Origin of the sequence: Bartonella sp. MM73XJBT (genome assembly GCF_028618465.1) — a bacterium.
In the GTDB taxonomy this organism is placed as follows: domain Bacteria; phylum Pseudomonadota; class Alphaproteobacteria; order Rhizobiales; family Rhizobiaceae; genus Bartonella.
In genome coordinates this window covers 1-21,442 of record NZ_JAQISY010000015.1, presented here as the reverse complement: position 1 = coordinate 21,442, position 21,442 = coordinate 1, and the positions used below count along the sequence as shown (strand labels likewise).

16 protein-coding genes and 3 pseudogenes are annotated in these 21,442 nt (G+C 39.3%); 9 read left to right on the top strand and 10 right to left on the bottom strand.

The genetic code is table 11. From position 1 onward, the window contains the following. Nucleotides 1-162 precede the first annotated feature (162 nt). Entirely contained in the window at nt 163-891 is a 729-nt protein-coding gene (locus tag PVV69_RS06140; protein ID WP_273756847.1) for a hypothetical protein, read from the top strand. 834 nt (nt 892-1,725) lie between these two features. Here PVV69_RS06140 and PVV69_RS06135 read toward each other — a convergent pair. Next, a pseudogene (locus PVV69_RS06135) lies at nt 1,726-2,697 on the bottom strand (DUF4043 family protein). Nucleotides 2,698-3,458: 761 nt separating this feature from the next. On the opposite strand from PVV69_RS06135, the gene PVV69_RS06130 reads away from it, so the two are divergent. From PVV69_RS06130 to PVV69_RS06120, 3 genes and pseudogenes are all read left to right on the top strand, one after another. Then, the gene (locus PVV69_RS06130; RefSeq protein ID WP_273756846.1) at nt 3,459-3,902 is read left to right on the top strand and encodes a hypothetical protein; all 444 of its coding nucleotides are present in this window, start codon (nt 3,459-3,461) and stop codon (nt 3,900-3,902) included. Nucleotides 3,903-4,980: 1,078 nt separating this feature from the next. After that, nucleotides 4,981-5,603 (top strand): annotated as a pseudogene (locus PVV69_RS06125) (IS607 family transposase). A 562-nt stretch (nt 5,604-6,165) separates the two neighbouring features. Next, nucleotides 6,166-6,660, top strand: coding sequence for an RNA-guided endonuclease TnpB family protein (locus PVV69_RS06120; RefSeq protein WP_273756845.1), 495 nt, complete (start codon nt 6,166-6,168; stop codon nt 6,658-6,660). Between the two features lie 136 nt (nt 6,661-6,796). Here the strand turns inward: PVV69_RS06120 and PVV69_RS06115 are convergent, their stop codons facing one another. Then, complete coding sequence (locus PVV69_RS06115) at nt 6,797-7,759, bottom strand: formate dehydrogenase accessory protein FdhE (RefSeq protein ID WP_273756844.1); 963 nt, start codon at nt 7,757-7,759, stop codon at nt 6,797-6,799. A 790-nt stretch (nt 7,760-8,549) separates the two neighbouring features. Between PVV69_RS06115 and PVV69_RS06110 the strand changes: the two genes are divergently transcribed. Together PVV69_RS06110 and PVV69_RS06105 are read left to right on the top strand one after the other, a co-directional pair. Further along, the gene (locus PVV69_RS06110; protein ID WP_273721054.1) at nt 8,550-9,296 is read left to right on the top strand and encodes a DUF4167 domain-containing protein; all 747 of its coding nucleotides are present in this window, start codon (nt 8,550-8,552) and stop codon (nt 9,294-9,296) included. Nucleotides 9,297-10,088: 792 nt separating this feature from the next. Continuing rightward, nucleotides 10,089-10,262, top strand: coding sequence for a hypothetical protein (locus PVV69_RS06105; RefSeq protein WP_273756843.1), 174 nt, complete (start codon nt 10,089-10,091; stop codon nt 10,260-10,262). Between the two features lie 249 nt (nt 10,263-10,511). Here PVV69_RS06105 and PVV69_RS06100 read toward each other — a convergent pair whose 3' ends face one another. The 5 genes and pseudogenes from PVV69_RS06100 to PVV69_RS06080 all read right to left on the bottom strand — a co-directional run bounded on the left by PVV69_RS06100 (nt 10,512) and on the right by PVV69_RS06080 (nt 13,601). After that, nucleotides 10,512-10,961, bottom strand: a complete 450-nt coding sequence (locus PVV69_RS06100) for a hypothetical protein (protein ID WP_273721053.1) — start codon at nt 10,959-10,961, stop codon at nt 10,512-10,514. 50 nt (nt 10,962-11,011) lie between these two features. Beyond that, nucleotides 11,012-11,376, bottom strand: a pseudogene (locus PVV69_RS06095) (hypothetical protein). A 78-nt stretch (nt 11,377-11,454) separates the two neighbouring features. Beyond that, complete coding sequence (locus tag PVV69_RS06090) at nt 11,455-11,643, bottom strand: hypothetical protein (RefSeq protein ID WP_273756841.1); 189 nt, start codon at nt 11,641-11,643, stop codon at nt 11,455-11,457. 129 nt (nt 11,644-11,772) lie between these two features. Next, nucleotides 11,773-12,786 (bottom strand): PAS domain-containing sensor histidine kinase, encoded by a 1,014-nt coding sequence (locus tag PVV69_RS06085; protein ID WP_273756840.1) that lies wholly within the window; start codon nt 12,784-12,786, stop codon nt 11,773-11,775. 20 nt (nt 12,787-12,806) lie between these two features. Next, nucleotides 12,807-13,601: a response regulator gene (locus tag PVV69_RS06080; protein ID WP_273721050.1), complete on the bottom strand. Its 795-nt coding sequence runs from the start codon at nt 13,599-13,601 to the stop codon at nt 12,807-12,809. A gap of 168 nt (nt 13,602-13,769) precedes the next feature. On the opposite strand from PVV69_RS06080, the gene PVV69_RS06075 reads away from it, so the two are divergent. The 3 genes from PVV69_RS06075 to PVV69_RS06065 all read left to right on the top strand — a co-directional run bounded on the left by PVV69_RS06075 (nt 13,770) and on the right by PVV69_RS06065 (nt 16,191). Continuing rightward, nucleotides 13,770-13,973: a NepR family anti-sigma factor gene (locus PVV69_RS06075; RefSeq protein ID WP_273756839.1), complete on the top strand. Its 204-nt coding sequence runs from the start codon at nt 13,770-13,772 to the stop codon at nt 13,971-13,973. Nucleotides 13,974-13,980: 7 nt separating this feature from the next. After that, complete coding sequence (locus PVV69_RS06070; RefSeq protein ID WP_273756838.1) at nt 13,981-14,535, top strand: RNA polymerase sigma factor; 555 nt, start codon at nt 13,981-13,983, stop codon at nt 14,533-14,535. Nucleotides 14,536-14,760: 225 nt separating this feature from the next. Continuing rightward, on the top strand, nt 14,761-16,191 hold the full coding sequence (locus PVV69_RS06065; protein WP_273756837.1) for a sensor histidine kinase: 1,431 nt from the start codon (nt 14,761-14,763) through the stop codon (nt 16,189-16,191). A gap of 51 nt (nt 16,192-16,242) precedes the next feature. On the opposite strand, the gene PVV69_RS06060 is transcribed toward PVV69_RS06065, so the two are convergent. From PVV69_RS06060 to PVV69_RS06050, 3 genes are all read right to left on the bottom strand, one after another. Beyond that, on the bottom strand, nt 16,243-17,772 hold the full coding sequence (locus tag PVV69_RS06060; protein ID WP_404978374.1) for a metallophosphoesterase: 1,530 nt from the start codon (nt 17,770-17,772) through the stop codon (nt 16,243-16,245). Between the two features lie 943 nt (nt 17,773-18,715). Beyond that, nucleotides 18,716-20,710 (bottom strand): M23 family metallopeptidase, encoded by a 1,995-nt coding sequence (locus PVV69_RS06055; RefSeq protein WP_273756836.1) that lies wholly within the window; start codon nt 20,708-20,710, stop codon nt 18,716-18,718. Between the two features lie 132 nt (nt 20,711-20,842). Continuing rightward, nucleotides 20,843-21,022 (bottom strand): DUF4102 domain-containing protein, encoded by a 180-nt coding sequence (locus tag PVV69_RS06050; protein ID WP_273756835.1) that lies wholly within the window; start codon nt 21,020-21,022, stop codon nt 20,843-20,845. Nucleotides 21,023-21,442: the final 420 nt, after the last annotated feature.

The window sequence follows — 21,442 nt, the reverse complement described above, 5'->3', positions numbered from 1 at the left end:
AAAGCTTTTTAAGGTTTTGCAATGGTCTCTCTTAGGATTATCCCTTGCGGGATTCCCCCTTGGGTGACTTCTTTGGGGCTGTGCACAGTATAAAAATTTGTTGCTAATAATGCACTGAAGTCTACCAATCTCGGTGAGAATTCAGGAGAAGGAGAGAACGCAATGGCACTTTTTCCATTTTCTATTGCTGATATTGATGATCCTGAACATATTCGTGTGGTGCTTTATGCGAGTGGAAGAATGGGGCACGCTCCTTTGAATGCACTGTTAAAGAAAATGCATGAAGATATGGCACAAATCTCGCAGCGCTTGGAGATTTTAGAAAAACAATGGCAAAAAACAGATCTTACCCCCCTTAAACATCAACAGAGTGTTAAAGAAAATGATCAAAGCAGCAAAGGGAGTCGTGGAGGAAATAAAGCCAGCAGTGAGAGTAGCAAAATCAATGGTGAAATAAGTGTCGTGAGCAATAAACCTCATGAAGAGGATAGCGAAATTCATCTACATACTTCTGCAAGTTTTATAATGGAGGAGGCTCCTCTTTATGTTGGTAGTGACATTAGTTTTAATCACTTCAGTACTGTGAGTAGTGCTCCAATAAGAGGTGTAAAGCTTATTGCTGGTAGTGATGTTAAGATAGATACTAAAAGTGAGAATATAAGCAGTGTACGCTCTGATATGAGTGAACTGCTTAGACTATCTAATTCCGCCAGCAATCTCATGAGCAATGCAAATCTTAAAGTTAGTGGAGGAATGAATGCCTCCAGTTTCCGCAGTGATATAACTGCTGACATAGATTTTAATTCTACTCGTAAACCTTTGGTAGATAATATGAAAAGTTTTAAAGTCGAGAGTGCAAAGCATAGCATCAGTGTTATAGGAAAAAAGTGAAGAAGAAGGGTCTATTGGGAATACGGTAGAAAAAATGGCAGTCTCACTTGCCAAGACTGCGAAAAAGAAAAAAGATAACTCAATTATATCGTCTATATCGTCTGGATATCGTTATGTATTTTGAGTGTTTTTTTAATGCGAAAAATCTCAACAGAGGATTTTGCAGCATAAAACAATAGAAAATTTTTGCTGTTAACTCTATCAAAGTCCTGTTGGTACGCAGGAAATTGGGCATCGTCTCAATGGGGGGCGCTTTTTGTCCGCGATAAAGTCCTTGTTACGGTTTTTAAAGTCGAGCCTTTGTGGTAAAAAATCCTTATATACTTTGCGTAAAGCTTTAAGAAGAGGAGAGAGCGGTTTTTCACCGATGCATAATTTGCTGTCTTGGTACCTGTTTCCCTAAAAGAAGGACAGAAGCTTTTGGCATTCTTCATTTCGTTTAAAAGTGCTTGTTGCTAGGCTGAATTGCTCAAATAGATCAAAGTAAGGGAAAGTGCTTACAAAGCATTTCTTCGTTATCATGAAAAATGGATGGCGTAGTCTTGTGGTAGGCTTGAGAGCTCAAAGCAGCTCTCATTTTTTCTTCTTTTCAAGCAAGCTAACCAGTGCTCATGACAGTTTCTTTTAGATAAAACTCTTTTCTATCAATTTTTATCGGTCATATGTTGCTTCTTGTCTTTCTTTAATATTGCTACCATTGTTTTCTCCGATATTGTTAAAGCCCCGCTTTTGAAGCGGGGCTTTTTATCTTTTTGCGTTCTTAAGAAAAAGCCAAGCAGTGTGATGTCTTTATTGTGCTCGTTGTTTAAAGAAGTCTCTAAAGAACTTTCAAAATTATAAAGCTTGGTGAGCAGCATAGGTTGGAATGACAAGTGTGCCAAGGTCTTGGATATTTGGCTCCAAACTATCTTGAGAGCGATGAGGGCTTATAAACTGTGCATTTTTCATGCCAAAGATGGTTTCAAGAGCCATGGCAGGTGGATTTTCGTAGTTGTTTATGGTATAATTTTCGAAAGTATAGTTTCTTCCAAAAGCCATGATGACACTTTGCTGCCCTAGCAAAACAGCACGCCGCACATGGTCAAGTGCTGTGTTTTCTGTGGAATGAATCCCTTGGGTTACGTATGTAGATTCTCGCAAAATAACATCACGATAGATACCAAATGAATCCTGAAGAAGAGAATAATTTTTGTCAAGATGCATCCATTCCTTTGCAGTTTGAATATTTTACCAGATATCAGGATTAGTGCTATTTCTTAACTGGATCATTTGGGTGGGATGGAGGTAGAGAACATAGAATTCTCTGTTGTTGATTTTTATCAAACGGATTTTATGGTATGCACATTTAGCCTGCACAATAGCTTGATCAATAAGATCAAGGGTGAAACTGTATTGTTTTGGATCTGTTAAATCTTCATCCTTGGTGACACCATGAGGGTGCATGATGCGTTTACTGGTGGGAGCGGTTGGGTTATTAAAGCCATGATGGATGGGACTGAGAGTAAAGTTTCGTCGATGAACGTCTATGTCTTTTGCGGTATAACCACAGACGTGAATGAAAAATATGAGGCTTAACAATTCGCTGTATTCATCAACAAGGTAATCTTTAGCTTCTTGTTCATCACGACAATGTTCATTGGGCGAGTGGAGAAAATATCTCAGCTCTTCAATTTGTACTCTATCATACAAAGGCGGCTGTCCATTCCCTTTTAACTTTTCGCTTGTGGTAACATCTTTACCAGAAATTGGCATATATAGATCAAAAGAAACAGTGGACTTCGCTTCTTGTTCCGTTTGCTTTTTCACTTGGATGATGCTGTCTTAAGCTTTACAGCCTAGAAGAGGGGCAATGTTGCAAGAGTATTTTTTTCCATCGCAAAGCTTTCCTTGAAGTAAAAGGTAGAAGGACAAAAATCAGTTTTCATGCATCTTTTTTGTTTTTTGCGTTTATGAGGCTGGAGAATAGATAAATTTCCCCCTTTTCCTATGCTATAGTAATGTCTTAATTATGTTAAACTGTTCCATAGTAAACATTGAGATCCCCTGTTTTGTTTTCATGAGAGAATTCTTGGTGAGAAGATGCATATTTGTATAACGGGCGTATTTTTGTCTGGAGCTTGCCAAAAATAGCAAATCAGAGATGTGCTGTTGGTTTTTTGTTGGAGAGTTCGAGCAATGGGGAGGTAGAGTGAATTTTCTAGTCTTATGAATTCAACAAAACAGCACATCGTACGTGGAGTGGTCGTGGTATTCTGAAAAATGGGGATGAGATCATGGAAAATGAGGGTGTTTATTTATCCCGATTGAAAAATCCGTTATATTGCTTGGATAGAATTTTACATCCATAAACTCTTATGATAATGCCTCTAGAGCTTTTTCATAAAGCGGATGAAAAAGTTTCTAATGAGAGTTGCAAACGATAAAAATAAAACATTGATGATGCAGAAAAAAGGCATGTTTAGAGATAAGAAGATTGAGCGTTTGTAGTTGTAGCATGTATGTTGTGTCTTGATGCTGCTATCATTGTTTGCTGTCAAAAACTTCAGAGTTTAAAGAGTAGGGGCTTTATGGAAAAAAGAATCCGTGCAAGACGAAAAGCATATTTCAAAAGATTATATCGCAAGATCGCTTTTGTTTTCATGCTGCTGTTTTGTGTTATAGTACTTTGTTTTCTCGTGGTAAAAACCATCAGCTATTTTTCTGACCATAAACAAATAATACAACAAGCGCCTGCCGAATTGACTATTCCAGTCTTTGATCACCGTGTTTATTGCAAGGAAATTGCTGCTTCAGTTATGGCTGAAATGAAAAGGGAAGTTTATCAGCATTGTCTTAACTTGGAAAGTGAAGCCTATTTTGCTATTCGTGAAATGTGGGATAGACTTTCTGATACGACAAAGAAAAAATGTATGGCAATAGTGCGCCCTGGAGATGGAAATTATTTTCTCTTACGAGATTGTTTGCTCAATGAAAAAGAAGAGAAAGAAGGCAAGGGACGCAATCACTTTTAAATTTTTATATGGGGCGCGTTTTTTACATGAAAATTGAAGAGTATGGGAAATTTGATGAAAAAATATCAAAGTTCTTTGTGCCTATGGTCATCACTGTTTTCATATCTGTAATATCTTGATGGACAAAAATCTTGTTATTGTTTCTGCCTCATGAGCTATTTCTTTGAAATTTTTTCTCTTGCTTTTAAAAATATCACATTTTGTCAGGGCTGTATTTTTTTAAAAGGATCGCTTAAAGTGCCAATATAGAGGATAAAATTGCGACAGGCAATAAATTGGATATGCAATAAGATTTTTCTTCTTAGCCTATGTGTTAAAATATGCGTTAAAAAATATCTTCCAGCACCCTCAAGATGAAAAGATAAATAGCGAAATATATTTCAATACTTTATGGGTCTTATTCTCAAGAGAGAAGAGATGTTAGAGCATCTTGTTTTGGCTTTCGTTGAGAGAGTATGAAGAGCATTCCTGTTCTTGAGATGTAAGCCTGCATGTTTCTAGGCTTTGTTTGCTCCCTATGCTGTTCTAGCTTTTGGCATTTGAGAGTTTTCATAAGAGGTCTTTTATCTCTTTATTATAAAGGTTTTCAACCCATACCAATTCGGTTTGTGGGGTGCAAGCCAATAGTTTTGATTGATGCAATATAAAAAGATTTAATAAAATGAGAGAATTCTCTGTTTTGAAGCTCTCCCATTTAAGCTGTTAAACAATAAATTATTCTTATAAGTCGATGTTATGTTCGCTTGTGTCTTGTTTGCTTGAAAAATTTAATTACATCATAAAACTGCCGTATTATTATTGATAAAGAGAAGCGTTTTGCATGTATTGTGGTACGCGTTAGGTGATGAAAGGTCTTTATATTTTTATATCTCTCTGTGGTTAAGGTCCGTGGTTTGAGTCTTTTGTCATCGCTCCATGCGTTTCCGGCAGCTTTCCTTTGCGGCTGTCGGAAGTGGGGTTTTCCTAGATATTGTGTGGACCCCAGCTTTTTAAGCAAACAAGTTACCTTTGGTATTTTGCTGAAAAGGGCTTTAACAGCTTAGTTGTATCTATTTATATCAGTGTAATAATATACATTATGGATAGATTTGTTGGGACAGGTAAGGCTGCTCAAGCTTTGGGTGTTTCGATCAGTACTCTACGCCGTTGGGAATGTGAAGGCAAAATTATTTTTGAGCATACTGCAGGAGGTCACCGCCGTTATGACCTTTCCAAGTTGAGACCTGATTTTTTTCGTTCGAGAAAACTTTCTCGAAGAAAACCGTTGCGTATGCTTGTGTATCGAGCCATGATCAAAAAGACAATTTAGAGCGACAAAAACAGGTTCTTGAACTTTATTGCGCAAGCCAAGGCTGGATTTATGAACTCATTTCTGATTTAGAATCAGGGATGAATTATCGTAAAAAAGGTCTTAAAAGTTTATTGGATGTTCTCATTGAAAATGAAATAGGTCGTTTGGTGATTACACATAAAGATCGTTTATTGCGCTTTGGTGCAGAATTGGTTTTCGCCATTTGTGAAGCCAAACAAGTTGAGGTTGTCATTCTCAATCAAGGAGAAGAAAGCAGTTTTGAAGAAGATTTAGCCAAAGATGTTTTAGAAATTATTACTGTCTTCAGTGCTCGTTTTTATGGAAGTCGTTCGAGAAAAAATCAAAGGTTATTAGAGAATGTTCGTCAAGCTGTAGAGGCATCGCAATGATTGTTGCTCACAAAATAGCTCTAGACTTAAACAATAAACAATGAAGCTACATGGCTTGAGCCAGTGGTTGCGCGCGCTTTGCTTATAATTGGGCACGGAAGGAATGGCGGCAGCAATATGAAGCATGGAAGAAAGATAATAATTTACCAAAGCCTAATGACTATGCGCTACGTAGACAATCCAATTCTCTAAAACGAGAACAATTTCCATGGATGATGGAAATTACTAAAAATGCTCCACAAATGGCAATTATTCAATTGGGTGTGGCTTTTGGGGGTGGCTTTTAAGAATTTCTTTGCAGGAAGAAGCTGATATCCTACCTTTAGAAAGAAAGGAGTGCACGATCATTTTACTTTGACCGATGATCAAATACAGTTGCGAGGTTCCAAGATAAGAATTCCCAAACTTGGTTGGGTTCGTCTGTGAGAACAATTGCGATTTCAAGGAAAGATCTTATCAGCAACCATTAGTCGTAAAGCGGATCGGTGGTTTGTAAGTCTAGCGTTGAAACAGATCATCTCAAGAGTCACTGAGCGAGAACTAAGCTATTGTTGGTCTTGATTTGGGCATCAATACACTTGCAACGCTTTCGACAGGAGAAACCATAGGAAGCGTTAAACCTTGTAAAGCTTTGCTAAATCGTTTACGGCGCTTATCACGGCGGTTAAGTCGTAAGCAAAAAGGCTCGAGCAACCACCATAAGGAGAAACAAAAACTCACTAAGTTTCTTGCACGGATAAGCAATATCAGAACAGATAATTTGCATAAGGTTACAACAGATTTAATTCAGCGCTTTGGTACATTTTGTCTCGAAGATCTTCATGTAAAAGGTTTGCTGAAAAATCAGCATTTATCGCGTGCCCTTGCAGATCAAAGTTTTTTCGAGTTTCGCTGTCAATTGGAATATAAGGCGGCACGCTATGGTCGAAAGATTGTTATTGCAGATCGTTGGTATGCAAGTAGTAAGATTTGTCATCATTGCGGATGTAAGATTGAACAATTGCCTCTTAACATACGTGAGTGGAGATGTTCTCATTGTGGTACACACCACGCTTGAGACATTAATGCCGCGATTAATTTAAAAAACTTAGCGATGAGTTCCACCGTGTTAGCCTGTGGAGAGGAAGGCTCTGGCCAATGTCCTGTGACTTTGGTGAAACCAGCCTCGAAGAAGCAGGAAATCAACAGTATATTTAATCAGAAATGATAATATTTACATAAGTTTGATAGAACGGATTAAAGCTTTTATCCTTAAAATGAAAAGGCGTTTTGCATAAAAAATCAGCTAGAGGGGTGCTTATGTCATCGGCAAAAACATCGCCTGTCGGTTTTTTCTGCTGATTGATTTGTTTGCAATAAGAGCCACATGTCTGACAGGTTTCCAGTAAAATGCCGTCGGGCATATTTTTGCTGGTGTGGATGGAAGTGTTTTGTGTTTCTCCACAAAAGGTACACTGGGCGTGTGGGATTTGCCAGAGGGTTCCGCAATAAAGGCAAGAACAAAGTTTTATGGTTTCTTGCGATGTGTCTTCAATAATAAGGGTAGCGGTATGGGTTCCCTGGCAAGCAGGACAGAGGTTATTTTGTTGTGGGGTTAGCTGGTGCTTCTCTAGTTGTGAGGCGGCAAGAGTAGAGATGATTTGCAGCGCACCGGTGATAAAAAGATGTTCTGCTAAGTGTTGTTGGGGAAGTTTGTGGTTTAACAGATTATCTCCCCAAAGGCGCCATTGGTCTTTTTGCTGCTGTGTGCGGTTTAAAGCTTCAGCTTTTGTTGCCCAAAAGGCTTGGTTGGGAACTATTGAGTGTGAGAGGCGTTTTAAAAAATCACCAACAATACTTTCATACAAGCCCAACATTAAGAATTTTGAGCGATCAAGAGGAGGGGTTGTGGGAGCCGCAAAACGACTAAGGGGAATGGCAAAATCTTTAAAATATTCGATAGACTGTTGTTGAGCATGACAAAAATGCGTAAAAAAAAGGGGGACTTGTTTATTCTTGAAATTGTTGGCTAAATGCGCAAAACGTTGTGCGCGTTTGGCAAAAAAAGTCTCCTGATGAGGAAGCATGACAAAAATAGCAGAATTCCTTATGCCATTTTTATTTATGGATCTCGTCGTTTTTTGAGACAATTCTGAATTTTCAGAGAGACGTGACATGTCAGCTGTTTCTTTCTCATAAGTTTATGTTTTTATACTCTTTATTATTTATACTAGCTTTTATACTCAATTTGTCATAAAGGGGAGATCTGATTTCCTTACATATTTCATGGAAATAAACAAAATTTATAGAGTAGTGAGCACTCTTTCGCAACAAGACTAAACGGTTCATGTTCAGAGGACTTGAATAATACTTCATGTTAAGCTATTTATAAAAAGTAACGGATTTTGTGAAGTGGTCGTGGATTATTGCTCACAAAGGGGTTGCTTTAGCGCAAAAGAAAGGCTATGTTCATAAAATAAACATGTTCGCGCAGTAACTCAGGGAAATGTGAATGCTTGTGGGTTGAATGCACGAGGGGGCAGGCAATATCGGCGTTTTAGGAATTGGTGGTTTTAGAGCAGAAAAGAGAGTTTTAGTGTTCTCTGGCAGAGCTTTTCTGTTTGCTAGAGGTATCCTTATGTTTATTCTTGTTTTTGTTTTTCCACAAGATGGTTATTTTTTTAGTAAAATATGGTCTATTTTGAAAAAAACACTTGGCATTTTATGTGAACATCACTAGGTTTCTGCTGGTTAACAGAGAAAGAGGGAATTTTAAGCTTATGGTTTCCCTGCTGTTTTTGTGATTTTCAAAAAATATATGCTTTATCAAATATCAGTAGGTATCATTTGAGTGAAATAAAACGCGGATAGCCTGATAACCGTATTGTAAACATGATGAGCGTTATCGAAAAATAATGCAATGAAGAAGAGTCAATTAAGACACACACACTCCAAAAAGGGATAAAAATGAGGCCACAACAAAATAGACGGGTACGCGGTCGCAATAATAATAACAGTAATAATAACAATAATAATCGTCGCGGCCCTAACCCTTTGTCTCGCAATTATGAAAGTAGCGGTCCGGATGTTAAAATTCGCGGCAATGCTCAACAAATTGCTGATAAGTACATAAGTCTTGCGCGTGATGCACAGGGTGCTGGCGATCGTGTTATGTCGGAGAATTATCTACAACATGCTGAACATTATTTGCGTATTATTTTGGCAGCGGTTGGACAAACACAATATGTTCGACGTGATGAGAATAGTGAGCAAGAATGCGGTGAAATAAACGCTGAAGCTGAGAAAAAAGACAAAGACACCGTTAATTGTGACACAGACGTATCACAAACAATGTTGAAAAATGCGCATGATCAACACGATAAAGTGCAAAATGGCCATGCGCGTGAAGAGACCTCAGAGGTTAACACTTTGTTGGATGAAAAAAGCCCCCAAGAGCAATGCTCCCACGAAGAGAACAATAGTGAGCCTGTCAAAAGAACGCGGCGTACTTCACGGCGGCGTGTTGTGCATGCTCAAGAAGAACCATCCCTTGAACTCTCCCATTTTGAACTGTCACGGGTAACCTCAGAAGCTTCTCAAAATGGAGATGCGTCGACCGAAAAGGTGGCTTCTTTGCCTGTGTTAGAACAAGAAATACAGAGAAAACCACGGCGGCGCCGAGTAGTTACATCTTCAGCAGAAGAAAATGTTTGAATAAGAAAGTTGCTGTTTAAACATTTGTGAGGGGTGCTGTTCTCCTATTCTCTGATAAATGCTGGGGTGTTTTTGAGAAGCGGTAGGCGTTGAGTTTTTGTGTTTTGAATACGCCTTTATGTTTAAAAGGCAACATCTAAAGCTTCTCAGAGCAGAGAGAGTTCTACAACGAGGTTTCCTTCTTTGTTTGCGAGAGAAGCAAGTGCAGAGAAAAGCACAGCATTGCCTGAATCCTTACATGTTGCAGCGAAGAAAATGTCTGAATAAGACAGTTGTTGTTTAAAAGCTTGTGAGGGGTGCTGTCCTCTCACGAGTACTGGGGTGTTTAAGAGGATCACGCTCCTCATATAAAAGGCCATGACAGAATGCCATTATATTGTTAGTTCATGTGCTTTTTGAAAAGAAAGGTATCTCAATGCACTCAAGCTTATTTCGCGGAGGGCTACCTGTGAATGCTGCGAATGGTATAACGGTAAAGCCGTTGTGCACTACTATCCTTACACTTATAAAGACATAAGAGGGTAGTATCATACTCTTTGCCAGCTTCCCAATGTTTCCAACAGCTCTTGGTATCTGAGAGTGTTCATAAAAGGCATTTTGTTTCTTTTTTTTAGTGCTTTTAGGCCACATCACACCTCTGTTTATAATGTGCAAGTAAGCGATTTTCATCGATTCAGTATAAGAGAATTTCAGATAGGAGAAAGTTACGCTATTAGGTATTATTACTGAAATTGAAAAACGATGATTTATGATGACAAATTAATATGTTGTGTTTTTAAGAAGCGGCACGCTTTGAATTTTTATGTTTTGAATGTGCCTTTGTATTTTAAAGAGCAACTTTTCAAGCATTCTCAGAATAAAGGTACATTGTTGGTTGTTGCTGTGCCGGTGAGAGAGGCAAGTCCAGAGAAAATTGCGGCGCCACCTGAGTGGTTACATGTTGCAGCGAAGAAAATATTTAAATAAGAACGTTTTTGTTTAAGCGCTTGTGAGGGGGGGCCTTTTACAAGTTGGTGTGTTTTTGAGAAGCGGTAGGCGTTGAGTTTTGTTATTCTGAACTTGCCTTTCTGTTTTTAAAGGTAATATCTCGAGTTTTTCAGACCGGAGAGAGTTCAACAGCGAGGGTTGCCTCTTTGCTTGAGAGAGAGGCAAGCGTACAAAAAAATGCTTAATAAATCAGAAGGCAAGCGCTTGCGCTTGGTGTGGGGGCATTTTTTAATGGGGCGGGGTGATCAATGTTTCTTCTGCCGTGTCAACAGAAAGAACAGCGATAAGTGCTCCACTATGATAATTGTAAATCATAAATTTTGTCTGCCCATTTGCTGTTAAGATCTTTAAGGAAATATTGTGTTCTGAGAGGCTTTGCGACAGAATTTGTGTGTTTTTGGGTAAGGAGAGGGTGTGGTGGATCATTTCTTTATTTTTGTGGTGAGAAGTTAAGAGCTCTGTTTGTTTTGCAGATGATCCCGTTGCTATAATTTTATAGACAACGCTAAACAGTACAGCAAGCATAAGAATGAGTGTTATTGCAATGGAAACAATCATTAAACGCATGAGCTTTTTTCTCACCCGTTCTACGGATGGATCTAAGGGGATGTCTTGAGGCAATGCATATTGCTCTGCCTGTTGGTTTTGTGAAGGTTGAGTGTTTTGATTATCCATCATTCTGTACTTTTCCACGGATTGGTTTCTGAGAGCTTGATGGGTTTATGCTTTTAAGTTTTTTTGTGCAAGAGGTTTATAGCGGAAAAGCTTAGAAATGGTGATAAGATGAGAAAATATCTGCTTTATGATTTTGGAAGACCTTATCATGTATATTTTGGCTTGTAAGCAGAAAATTGCCTCGGTTTGTCACAGACCAGGTGAGTTGTACTTGTTGTTGATATAAGTTGGCCTGTACGCTGGTGCATTGGGCAAAGATTTGTTGCCCATAAGAAGCAAATTTTTTTGTTGAAGGGATCATGGCTTGTTCACATGCTTGCGCTGTGGGATAGACTTCGACCATGGTGTTATTAGAATAACAGCTATTAAAATCATCTGTGCATGAAACCAATAAGAGGATAAAAACAAGGCTATTCATAAAATATTTTCCAATAAAAGGTTGACAGCATAGAGCTCTATTTGTGAGCCTTAGGGCTCTTTCAATGAATAAACGTTTTTAGAGCTTGCGTGTTCCACTTGCGTGTTCCACTTGCGTGTTCCACTTGCGTGTTCCACTTGCGTGTTCCACTTGCGTGTTCCACTTGCGTGTTCCACTTGCGTGTTCCACTTGCGTGTTCCACTTGCGTGTTCCACTTGCGTGTTCCACTTGCGTGTTCCACTTGCGTGTTCCACTTGCGTGTTCCACTTGAGTTCCTTGGGATTAGTATCCTAACAGTGTGTGGTGCTAAGGTCTTTTGGTGAACAGGAAGAGTTTAACAACTCTTGGCACACTCCACTCTTTGTTTTTCGTTTTGTGGCCGGTGCACTGCTTTTTTTAAGAAAAGATGTCAAAGTAAGTTTCTGGAACAGACAAACGATAAACAATTCCTTCTTCCGTTAATTGAAAAGAAGCCGAACCATTGACAGAGACAGGAACAATTTTTTCTAAGACAGCACTACCAAAACAGGCTTTTTGTTCGCTAGAGAGAACGGTGTTGGCTGCAAAATGTTCCGTCCAGGTGATGAGAAGTTGCATCTTTCCATCGGTGTTGGGTTGGATTTCACAGCGTACACAGATATTGCCTTGTTCTTGTGAGAGGGCACCAAAAGAAAGAGAATTGACAATAAGCTCATGAAAAGCCAAACCAATATGTAAAGCGGCATTGGGAAAAAGATAAGGATCTAACCCTTCAAGGGAAAAACGTTCGGTCTCTTTCATGAAATAACCAAGAGCCTGCGTTTGTACCAATTCGCGAAATTGGGCTCCACGCCAATCGGAATCGGTGATCAGATCTTGAGAATGCGAAAGAGAATGCAGGCGTCCTTGAAATTTGCGTAAGAAAATCTGTAGCGATTCCGTATAGCGTGCCGTTTGGCTGGCAATGCTTTGAATGATGGCAAGAAGATTTTTGGAACGGTGGCTTACTTCTCGAAGCAATATTTTTAAGACTTGTTCGCGTCGGCGCAAGCCTGAAATATCAACTCCCGTGGTGATAATGCCGATGATGTCTCCATGATCATTGCGGTGACAATCAATAGAAAATTTATACCAAATCGCTTGTTTGGCCATATCCTCAAACCGTGCTTCAATGCTTTGCATTTTGCCAGTCGCTAAAACTTGCAATTTAATGGTTTCCATATTATCAGCAAGATCAAGTGAAAAAAAGTCACTGTCTCGACAGCCTACACGCCATTTATTATGCAAATGCTGTGGCAAGTTTTCTGCCCATAAGTAGACCAAATTGGTGGTCTGATATAAAACACAAATATCAGCACCACGGATTGCTTGCATCAGAGCGCTTAAATGGGATGTATCCATCGGTGGCTTTTGAAGAGGCATCACGATCATAATGGAGATGTTACTCTGTTCTAGGCCGCTTTGGAGGCATTCTCTTGAAAGAATAAAGCCTGTGAAATAAGTGCTTTTACCATATCAGGATTAAAGGGTTTGGTCACTAAAAAAGTCGGCTCTGGACGCTCGCCAGTTAAGAGTCTTTCAGGAAAAGCTGTGATAAAGATCACCGGTATGCGGTCATTTTGTAAAATGTCATTGACCGCATCAATGCCTGAACTGTTATCGGCTAATTGAATATCAGCTAAAATCAACCGCGGTTTTTTCTTATGATACATGATGACAGCTTCATCACGGGTTCGTGCTATGCCTATCACCTGATGGCCAAGACTTTCTACCATTTGTTCAATATCCATGGCAATAAGAGGCTCATCTTCAATAATCATGACTTTTGTGGCTATTTGTTGGGAAATATCCGTTGAAGCTTGGGTAAGAAGCTTGCGGAATTCCTTCGCATCAAGAGACATGATTTCACTGGCTTCTTGTTCATTAAAACCCTCAACAGCAATCAATAAAAAGGCTTGGCGTGCACGCGGGGTCAAATACGATAATTTGGCACTGGTTTTTTGTTCAAGACCAAATTGTGGGAGCGGTTCTGGGATATTCGGCGTGGTTTGGTCAAAAAGGTGGCAAAAAAGCCAATAGGTACTAATACGGTCACTGGATTTTTGAGGAAAAATCGAAATATCCGCAATAAGTGCTTCCAACATCGCGGAAACATAAGCATCACCTGAGGATTGGCTGCCTGTGACAGACCGGGCAAAACGCCGAAGATAGGGAAGATGTGGTGCGATGCGCATGGATAATGACATAATTTATAACTCCTTATGACCTTTGAAGCACTTTGTTGGTTGAAATCTTTGAAAGATAAAAAAGTTCCCCTCTCCGTATGGAACTTTTTATAGATCACTATATTTACAACCTTAAGGCGAAAAATATTATCGGTACTACTGATATTATATGGATTAGGGGGAGAAAAAATGAACGACCATGATGAAAAAAATATCACCAATCACTGTATGTTTGGAGATGACCTTCTCGGGGTCAATAGTGAAATAGCACGAAAATTACGCCAATTTTATCTAGAAATCCAGGAAGAAGCACTGCCACGGCGTTTGTTGGAGCTTTTGGACAGGTTAGAGCGCGCAGAGCAATTTGGTTTAAACAATGTGGAAAAGGTTTGAACCTTTTATGGCAAAGTGCGTGAAAAATTTTAAGCAGGAACTCCTGCAGGTTCTACCAGCTTTACGAGCTTTTGCACTTTCTTTAAGTGGAAAGCATGATAAAGCAGATGATTTGGTCCAAGATACCCTTATGAAGGCATGGGCCAAGCAAGATAGTTTTGAAATGGGAACAAACCTTAAAGCTTGGCTTTTTACCATTTTGCGCAATGAATTTTATAGTCAAATGCGTAAAAGAGGCAGAGAAGTACAAGACAGTGATGGTGTGTTTACCCAAAGTGTTGCTGTTCATCCTGCGCAATATGGATCCCTTGATTTGCAAGATTTCAAAAAAGCCTTAAATCTGCTTTCTGCTGATCAAAGAGAAGCCATTATTCTTATTGGTGCATCGGGTTTTTCTTATGAAGATGCTGCTGCTATTTGTGGCTGTGCTGTGGGGACTATTAAAAGCCGTGTGAGTAGAGCACGTAATCGCTTACAGGAACTGCTCAAGGTCAATGGTGAGTCCGATTATGGACCTGATTCTTATTCGGCTGGAAGCACATTATGTTCATTTAATGGCTAAAAAAGTATAATAATTATGGTTAAGAACCTTGTTTTTTTTATTCTCGTTATAGCTATTACAGTAAAGTCAGTATCTGAGGAAATTCAAAGTGTTTGGCATATCTCTTTAAGAGAAATAAGAAAAGCCTGTATGAAATTTTCTTGCGGGCTTTTGTTGTTATGTTCCTGAAGGTGCCTTCCTTTGTGCTGAAAAATGACGATTTTCAGGTTTGCCTATGGAAATTCTATGACACATCAGAAAAAGCTGCTTCCTCAAAGTCCTTCTGCTGATTCAAGCATCTCAAGCTGGCGTTGGGTGGCAATTGTGGTTTCTCTTGTTATGGCTCTTTTGGCATCGAGCTTTATTATGTTGCTCTCAAATGCCGTTGATCGGGAAGTTGCACAGTTGAATACAAGTTCAGAGTTGCGCGAACAGGCCGATTTGGTGCTGATTGGCCTCATCGATATGGCTGTTGCTGACCGTAGCTATGCAAAAACCCGAAATGCAGAAGATAAAGCACATTTTGAAAATGCAGCACGCGAACTTGAGGATATTCTCGATTATACGGAGCTCATTGTTTATGCACATCCGCGGTGGTATGAATGGTTTAGCGCTTTTAAAAAGGAAGTCGAAGCGCGCAAAGCTTTTCTCAGTGCTCATATGCATGCGCTTGATGCCCTTCCTGATTCATCTTCTCAACCTGCGCCTGCTTCTGAAAGTCAGAAGATTCAAGTGGCACGTTTAGCCCAATTGATGACAAGCTTTATTAATGGAGATGATGTGGTGCGGCAAAAACAGCGCGAAGGTATTGCATTTATGCGGGCTGCGCTCACATTGGCTGCGATTGTTTCTGTCGTGAGTACTTTTGTTTCTGCTTATTTTGTCATTAATCGTTTTCGTCGTGATATACGCTCTTTAAAAATGTATCAATTGCTGCTTCATAGCGAAAATGCTGCTCTTGAAGCACGAGTCAAAGAGCGGACACAAGAATTGGAAAGCGCACGCAATCATGCTGAAAAAGAACGCCAACGGGTGGAAATGCTCTTACAGGATGCAAGCCACCGCATTGGTAATTCTCTTGGTACAGTATCTTCTTTGCTGGGGCTCCAATTAAATCGCAGCAAAAATGAAGAAGTGCGTTCTGTGCTTGGGGCTGCACGCGACCGTATCCAGACAATTTCTACTGCACATCGGCGCTTGCGCTTGAGTGATGATATGGAAACAACTCTCTTGGCAGAGTTTCTTAGCTCCGTGGTGCATGATGTCGAATTGGCCGTTCCTTTTGAATTGCGCGAAAATATCACTATTCACACGGATTTTAAAGATTGTCGATTGTCTTCAAGAGATGCCACAACCCTTGGAATTATTCTTGGTGAATTGCTGACAAATTCTTTAAAACATGCTTTTCCTGATCATCGTGCTGGTCATATTTATATTTCATTTGGGTCTGAGCCAAATGGACAGTTAATGCTTATTGTCGAAGATGATGGGGTGGGAATGAAGAACCAAACGTCGGAGCAAAAGACCGGTCTTGGGCGTTTGGTTGTGGAACAGCTTTGTATGCAATTTGGTGAAAAACCACTCTTTGAAAGCTCTGCTTTGGGAGGTACAAAAATTGTCATTCCTTTGCCAAAACTCAACGCAAGTGGTGCAAAAAATACACCGTCTAACCCATAAAGGTGACTTTACGATTTCTTGTTGTGGTTAAAGTTAAAAACAAAAACACCCTTATAAATTGCTACAACTTTTCGAAAGGGACTTTTTATTTCCATTTCGTCCTAAATCCTCAAGCAAAACGGGTTTGCCTGTTTTTCCATTATAAGCTTTCACGTGAATGTTTTTTCCTTGCACATTGACAAGATAGTAGTCTCCACTAAAGAGTGCTCCTGCTGTGTAGAGGGGAATATTTCCGAAAACTTTATCATCTTGTGCACGGCAATAGAATCGAGAATGCTCATGTCCTACAAAGATGGCTTTGACATTATGAGAAGTCATGAGTGATTTAAAGGCAGCGAGATTTTTTGCATTTTGGGGATGAAGAAAATGTGAATCATGATCGCCAAAATAGGGACGCGCATCGTGAAAATTGAGAATAGTCACTTTTCCTCTTTTATCAGCAGCTGCTAAATCTTTTTTTAGCCACCCTAGAGCTTTTGTTATTCTGACTGTCGTGTGACCATCAGATAAATATGCAGTATAAGTTGGATAATTGTGAAGCTGCACATAGTGAATATCCCCATAATCCCATGAGTAGCTTAAACTTCCAGTTATGAAGTGACGCGCTTTTTCAAAACGAGCGGACCAACGAGAAGTCACGTGTTGACGAAACATAGGGAGAGAACTGCTATATTTGTTTATTTCTTTAAACATTCTTTTCACAGCGCTCACCGCACAGGCATCCTTTGAAAGATTTGACATCGGTATCGTACAATCACGAACATTATTGGCATAATCATGATTGCCTAGTCCTTCATAGACAGGATAAGCCATGTTTTTATAAACATCTGCATAGTCTTGATAAGTTTGCGGGCGGCCAAACTCCGTTAAATCACCATTGACGATATAAAATGAGGCGGCGTGGGATTTTAGTGCCGTTGCAACTTGTCTATTTGTCTTTAGCCATGGTTCTCTGTTGCTGTTCGCATTAGGATCACCAGAATCCAAACGCCACGGTTGCGGATCAGCTGCTATGACAATGTTATAATTCTTGGGCGTCTTTCTTTTTACGTACCAAATTGTTCTTGCGTTATCACCCACACCCTCTCTACGTTCAAAATAATACTCTTTGTTGTTCGAGGTTGCAGAATATTGGTTGGCGCCACTATAGGGGTTGTACCAGCGAAATTTTAAAAGAGTTCCATCATCTTGTACGCGATATTTAACCCATCCCCCAGATCCTGAAAGCCAAGCATTCGATGTTGTTGCTGCTTCTCCGAACAAGCCAGCTGCAATTGTCTTTGAGGGACCTGTATTTCCCCAATAGTCACCGGTTTTCCATTCTCCACGCTCTAGACCTTTGTCAATTAACACCATAGAAGTCGGTGGATTGGTAAGTTCATTCACAATGTATACATTGGTTGAACGATCATCAAAGGCAATGCGTTTAGGTTTCGGTAATTGTTTGATGAAATTTCGTCTTTTTTCATCGTTTATAGAAAGATTTTGTGCAGGAGAAAAAGAAGGTTTGATGCAAAGAAAAATGGTAAAAAAAATCGCAGTGATTGTTCTATATTGGTATTTCATAAAATCATTATCCAAAACAAAAATACCTTACTAAAATACTTGACAGTCATGATATCATCAGAGGCGTTATCCCTTCAAATAGTACGATTTATATCATTTAAGATTGCCCAAAAATGGTATTTATTTCCGATTTTTTAAATCTGATATGTTTTTAAAAATTCTCTGGTTATTTTCGTTATTTTGAGCCCTTTCTTTTGTTCTTTAGCGATTTGCAATTGTTTTTTGATTTTTCTGTTTTAAAAGTTTTGTTTTGTGTTGTTGCCTTATGGAAAACAAAGACTCTGGTTAAAATTTCTCATTGTGGATAAGATTGGAAAAACATCAGCAATGTCATGAATAGGGGCTAAGAAGAGGTCATGCGGTCTTTTCAAGATGAGAGAGAAAGCATTTAAGGAAAAAATCTTTTTTGTACCTGGCTTTTTGCAAATTCTCTACGGGGTATCCCTTTAACAAGATGTGAGAGAGATATTTTGGGTTATTGCTATAAAACAAACGCTAGGAGGTTACCAATTCACGGGTTTGTTTTAAAGAGACCTCTCTCAATACTCCAAAGCACATTTTCACGACGGTGCTATGGTGTAACGGTAAATCCATTGAGTTCCTATCTTTACGTTTGTGAAGAAGCAAGCTGACCTTATCGTACACTTTGCTAGCCCTCAATGTTGTGACAGCCTTTGGCACCTGAGACAGTTCATAAGGGGCATTTTTACTCCTTTCTTGTATAGTTTTTATTCATGCACTCACCCCTCTTGTGATGTAAAAGGGGATGGTTTTGATTGATTCAATATAAACAGATTTGAAATGAGAAAATCCTACGCTCTTTAAGTCTTTTTTTCCATATGCAAAACAATAAATTATTATTATAAATCAATAGGCCTTGGTATCAAGACAATCTATGTTGGGGAAACCCTTTAAGCTGGAGATGTCTTGAGAAAAGGGTTCATTTTGAAAGGTGGGTTTAAGAAGCATCTCCTGATGAAGGAGGTGGATTGCTTAACAGAGAATCAATATTGTTTTTTTCCTCTAGGAAAGCTTGTAAATCTTGGTTGGTTAAAGCTTTACCCTCAGGGATACGGATTCGCATGGGATCAACTTTTACACCATTGACAATCATTTCAAAATGACAATGGGGACCGGTTGCCATTCCTGTTGTACCTACATAGCCAATCACTTGTCCTTGACGGACTCTCACACCTGGTTTGATGTCTGGTGCATAACGGCTTTGGTGTGAATAGCTGCTGATATATCCATTGCTGTGTTGAATTTCTGTATGGTTTCCATAGCCACCTGTGACACCCACTTTTGTGACAATACCATCTCCTACGGCAATAATGGGTGAGCCTTTGGGGGCAACCCAATCAACACCTGTATGCATGCGCACATAGCCTAAAATAGGGTGTCTGCGTGGTCCAAAGGGAGAACCAAAAACGCCATTGGGAGTGGGTTTGCGTAGCAAGAAAGGTTTGGAACTTTTGCCCTCTGAATCATAATAATTGACCCTGCCATCTTTTGATTGATAACGGTAATATTTATAGATTGTATTGCCAAAGGTAACACTGATATAACGAATTTCGGGATCTGTGTTGGTGGGTACTCCTACGGTTTTTTGATTCTTTTTGCCATCATTATTTTTTCCTGTATCACTTTGTTGGGGGACGGCATAAAATATTTCCAGTTGATCGGTTGGTGTTATGCGGCTTTTCATATCAATATTGGTGGCAAGCAGACGAATGAGATGTTTTGAAAGAGACTGTGAGACATTATGGCTGAGCAGAGCAGTATAAAGTGCATCATAAACTGTTGGTAATTGTGCGCTACTGACATAAGCATGGGGAATACCATTTTGAAAAGCTGTTCTCAGTGCTTGGGACATTCTGGGTTCGGCACTTTCAACAAATTGCCCTTGATCATTAAGGGCAATGGTGAGAATATGGTATTTCCCTTGATAAATACTTGCTCTTACCAGATGATCTTCTTCTCCAGCTTGTGTCACAATGCCAATGCGCAATAAACTTCCCTCTTTTAACATATCAGAATTGTTCAATTTCGTTAAAGTGCTCACGACCCGTTCAATTTGTTCTTTTGTATAATTGCTGTCTTTAAAAGCATCGGCTATCTTTTGTTTCTTACGAATAGGAAAAATATCTTCAGCATAGTTTTTTGTGAGATCAATGCGGCGGCTTTGAGGAGAAACGGTCACATTTTCTTGAACAATGCGAACCTCAGGGCTTTCTGTAAATTGGGAGGTAGAAGACAAGTCTTCTAATTTTAAAGGGTCAATGAGGGTGAGAATGGAGAGCAGTTCTTTGTTTTTTTCTAAAGTGAATCCCGCTTTTTTTAATTCTTGTTGTGCTTCATCATCGGTTAGGCTATCTGCACCATCAAAGTCTATTTGATCAATGACAAAATCACGGTTGCTTAAGATTAATTTGGTTTCTATTTTTGCTCCATAAATATGTCCCGAATCTTGTAGTGTTGCAGCTTGAATTTTCGAATCAGTCGCAAACATGTTTAAAGAATCAAATTTAGGATAGCTATATTGTTTGGGACGATTTTCGGCTAAAGCCATGCGAATCCATTCAAAACGTTGGGTTTGGATGACTTTTTTATCGCCCTTTTTCTGTAAGATTGATAATTCAAATTGGCGTTTGCTATCAAAGCTTTGTCGTGCATGGGTGGGAGAAATACGATCACTCTTATATCCGTTGGCATCTGAGTCTTGGATTTGTGAAAGGTTATCTAGCGTAAACCATTGCGGCGGTGTTACCAAACGTTGCTGTCCATCAAGGGCAGTAAAAAGGGCAATACCCATCAGAATGCAAGAAGTGATTCCGGTGAGAACTGTTCCTGTGAGCCAACGGACAGAAACTTGCCTGCGCGCAGGGCGCAAGCGCTTGACTACAAGCGCGGGGTCTTGCCCCGGATCGTTTTTCTGTTGTTCATTATCCCACATGAATTTTTAGAATACTTTTCAAATCTTAAATAATAAAAGGCTAGCATAGCTTTGTGTATTTCGACAAGAATTTGATTCTTTTTCCAGATAAAGCTAATTCTTTTTATACAGCTTATATAATATTCTTCTTTATCATAATAGTGAAGAAAGTGAGAAGAGCAACAACAGTGTTGCACCCAAGCTCATTTCGCGACAGCGCTCATGAATGGTATAACGTTGCCATTGAGCACCACCATCTTTACGCTTATGAAGGAGCAAGCCAGCACCATCATTCACTTTGCCAACTCCCAATGTTGCGACAGCCCTTGGCACCTAAGACGGTTTATAAGAGCCATTTTAGTCCTTGTCTTCTATAGTTTTACCCACACGCCAGCCCCGCTTTTGACCTGCAAGAGAATGATTTTGATTGATTCAAGATAGAGAGATTTAAGATGAGAGAATCTTAACGATATTTGGGGTTCTCATTCAACATGCAAAACAGTAAAATATCATTATAAATCAATATGTTGTTGCAGTGAATATCAAGACTATAAAACAAATGTGCAGGCATGCTTTGCCCCAGTTGAGTTTTTTTGAAGTATCTGTCTCAACGGTTAGTAGCTCTGTTTGAGTTTGTTTTTTGTAGGTAGTTTTGAGTGTGTTGTCATTTTATGTTAGTATTGTAATTAGTATTATAAAAATCATTATTTTGGTATTTTTTTTAAAAATGATATTGACTCTTTAGTTGAAAGG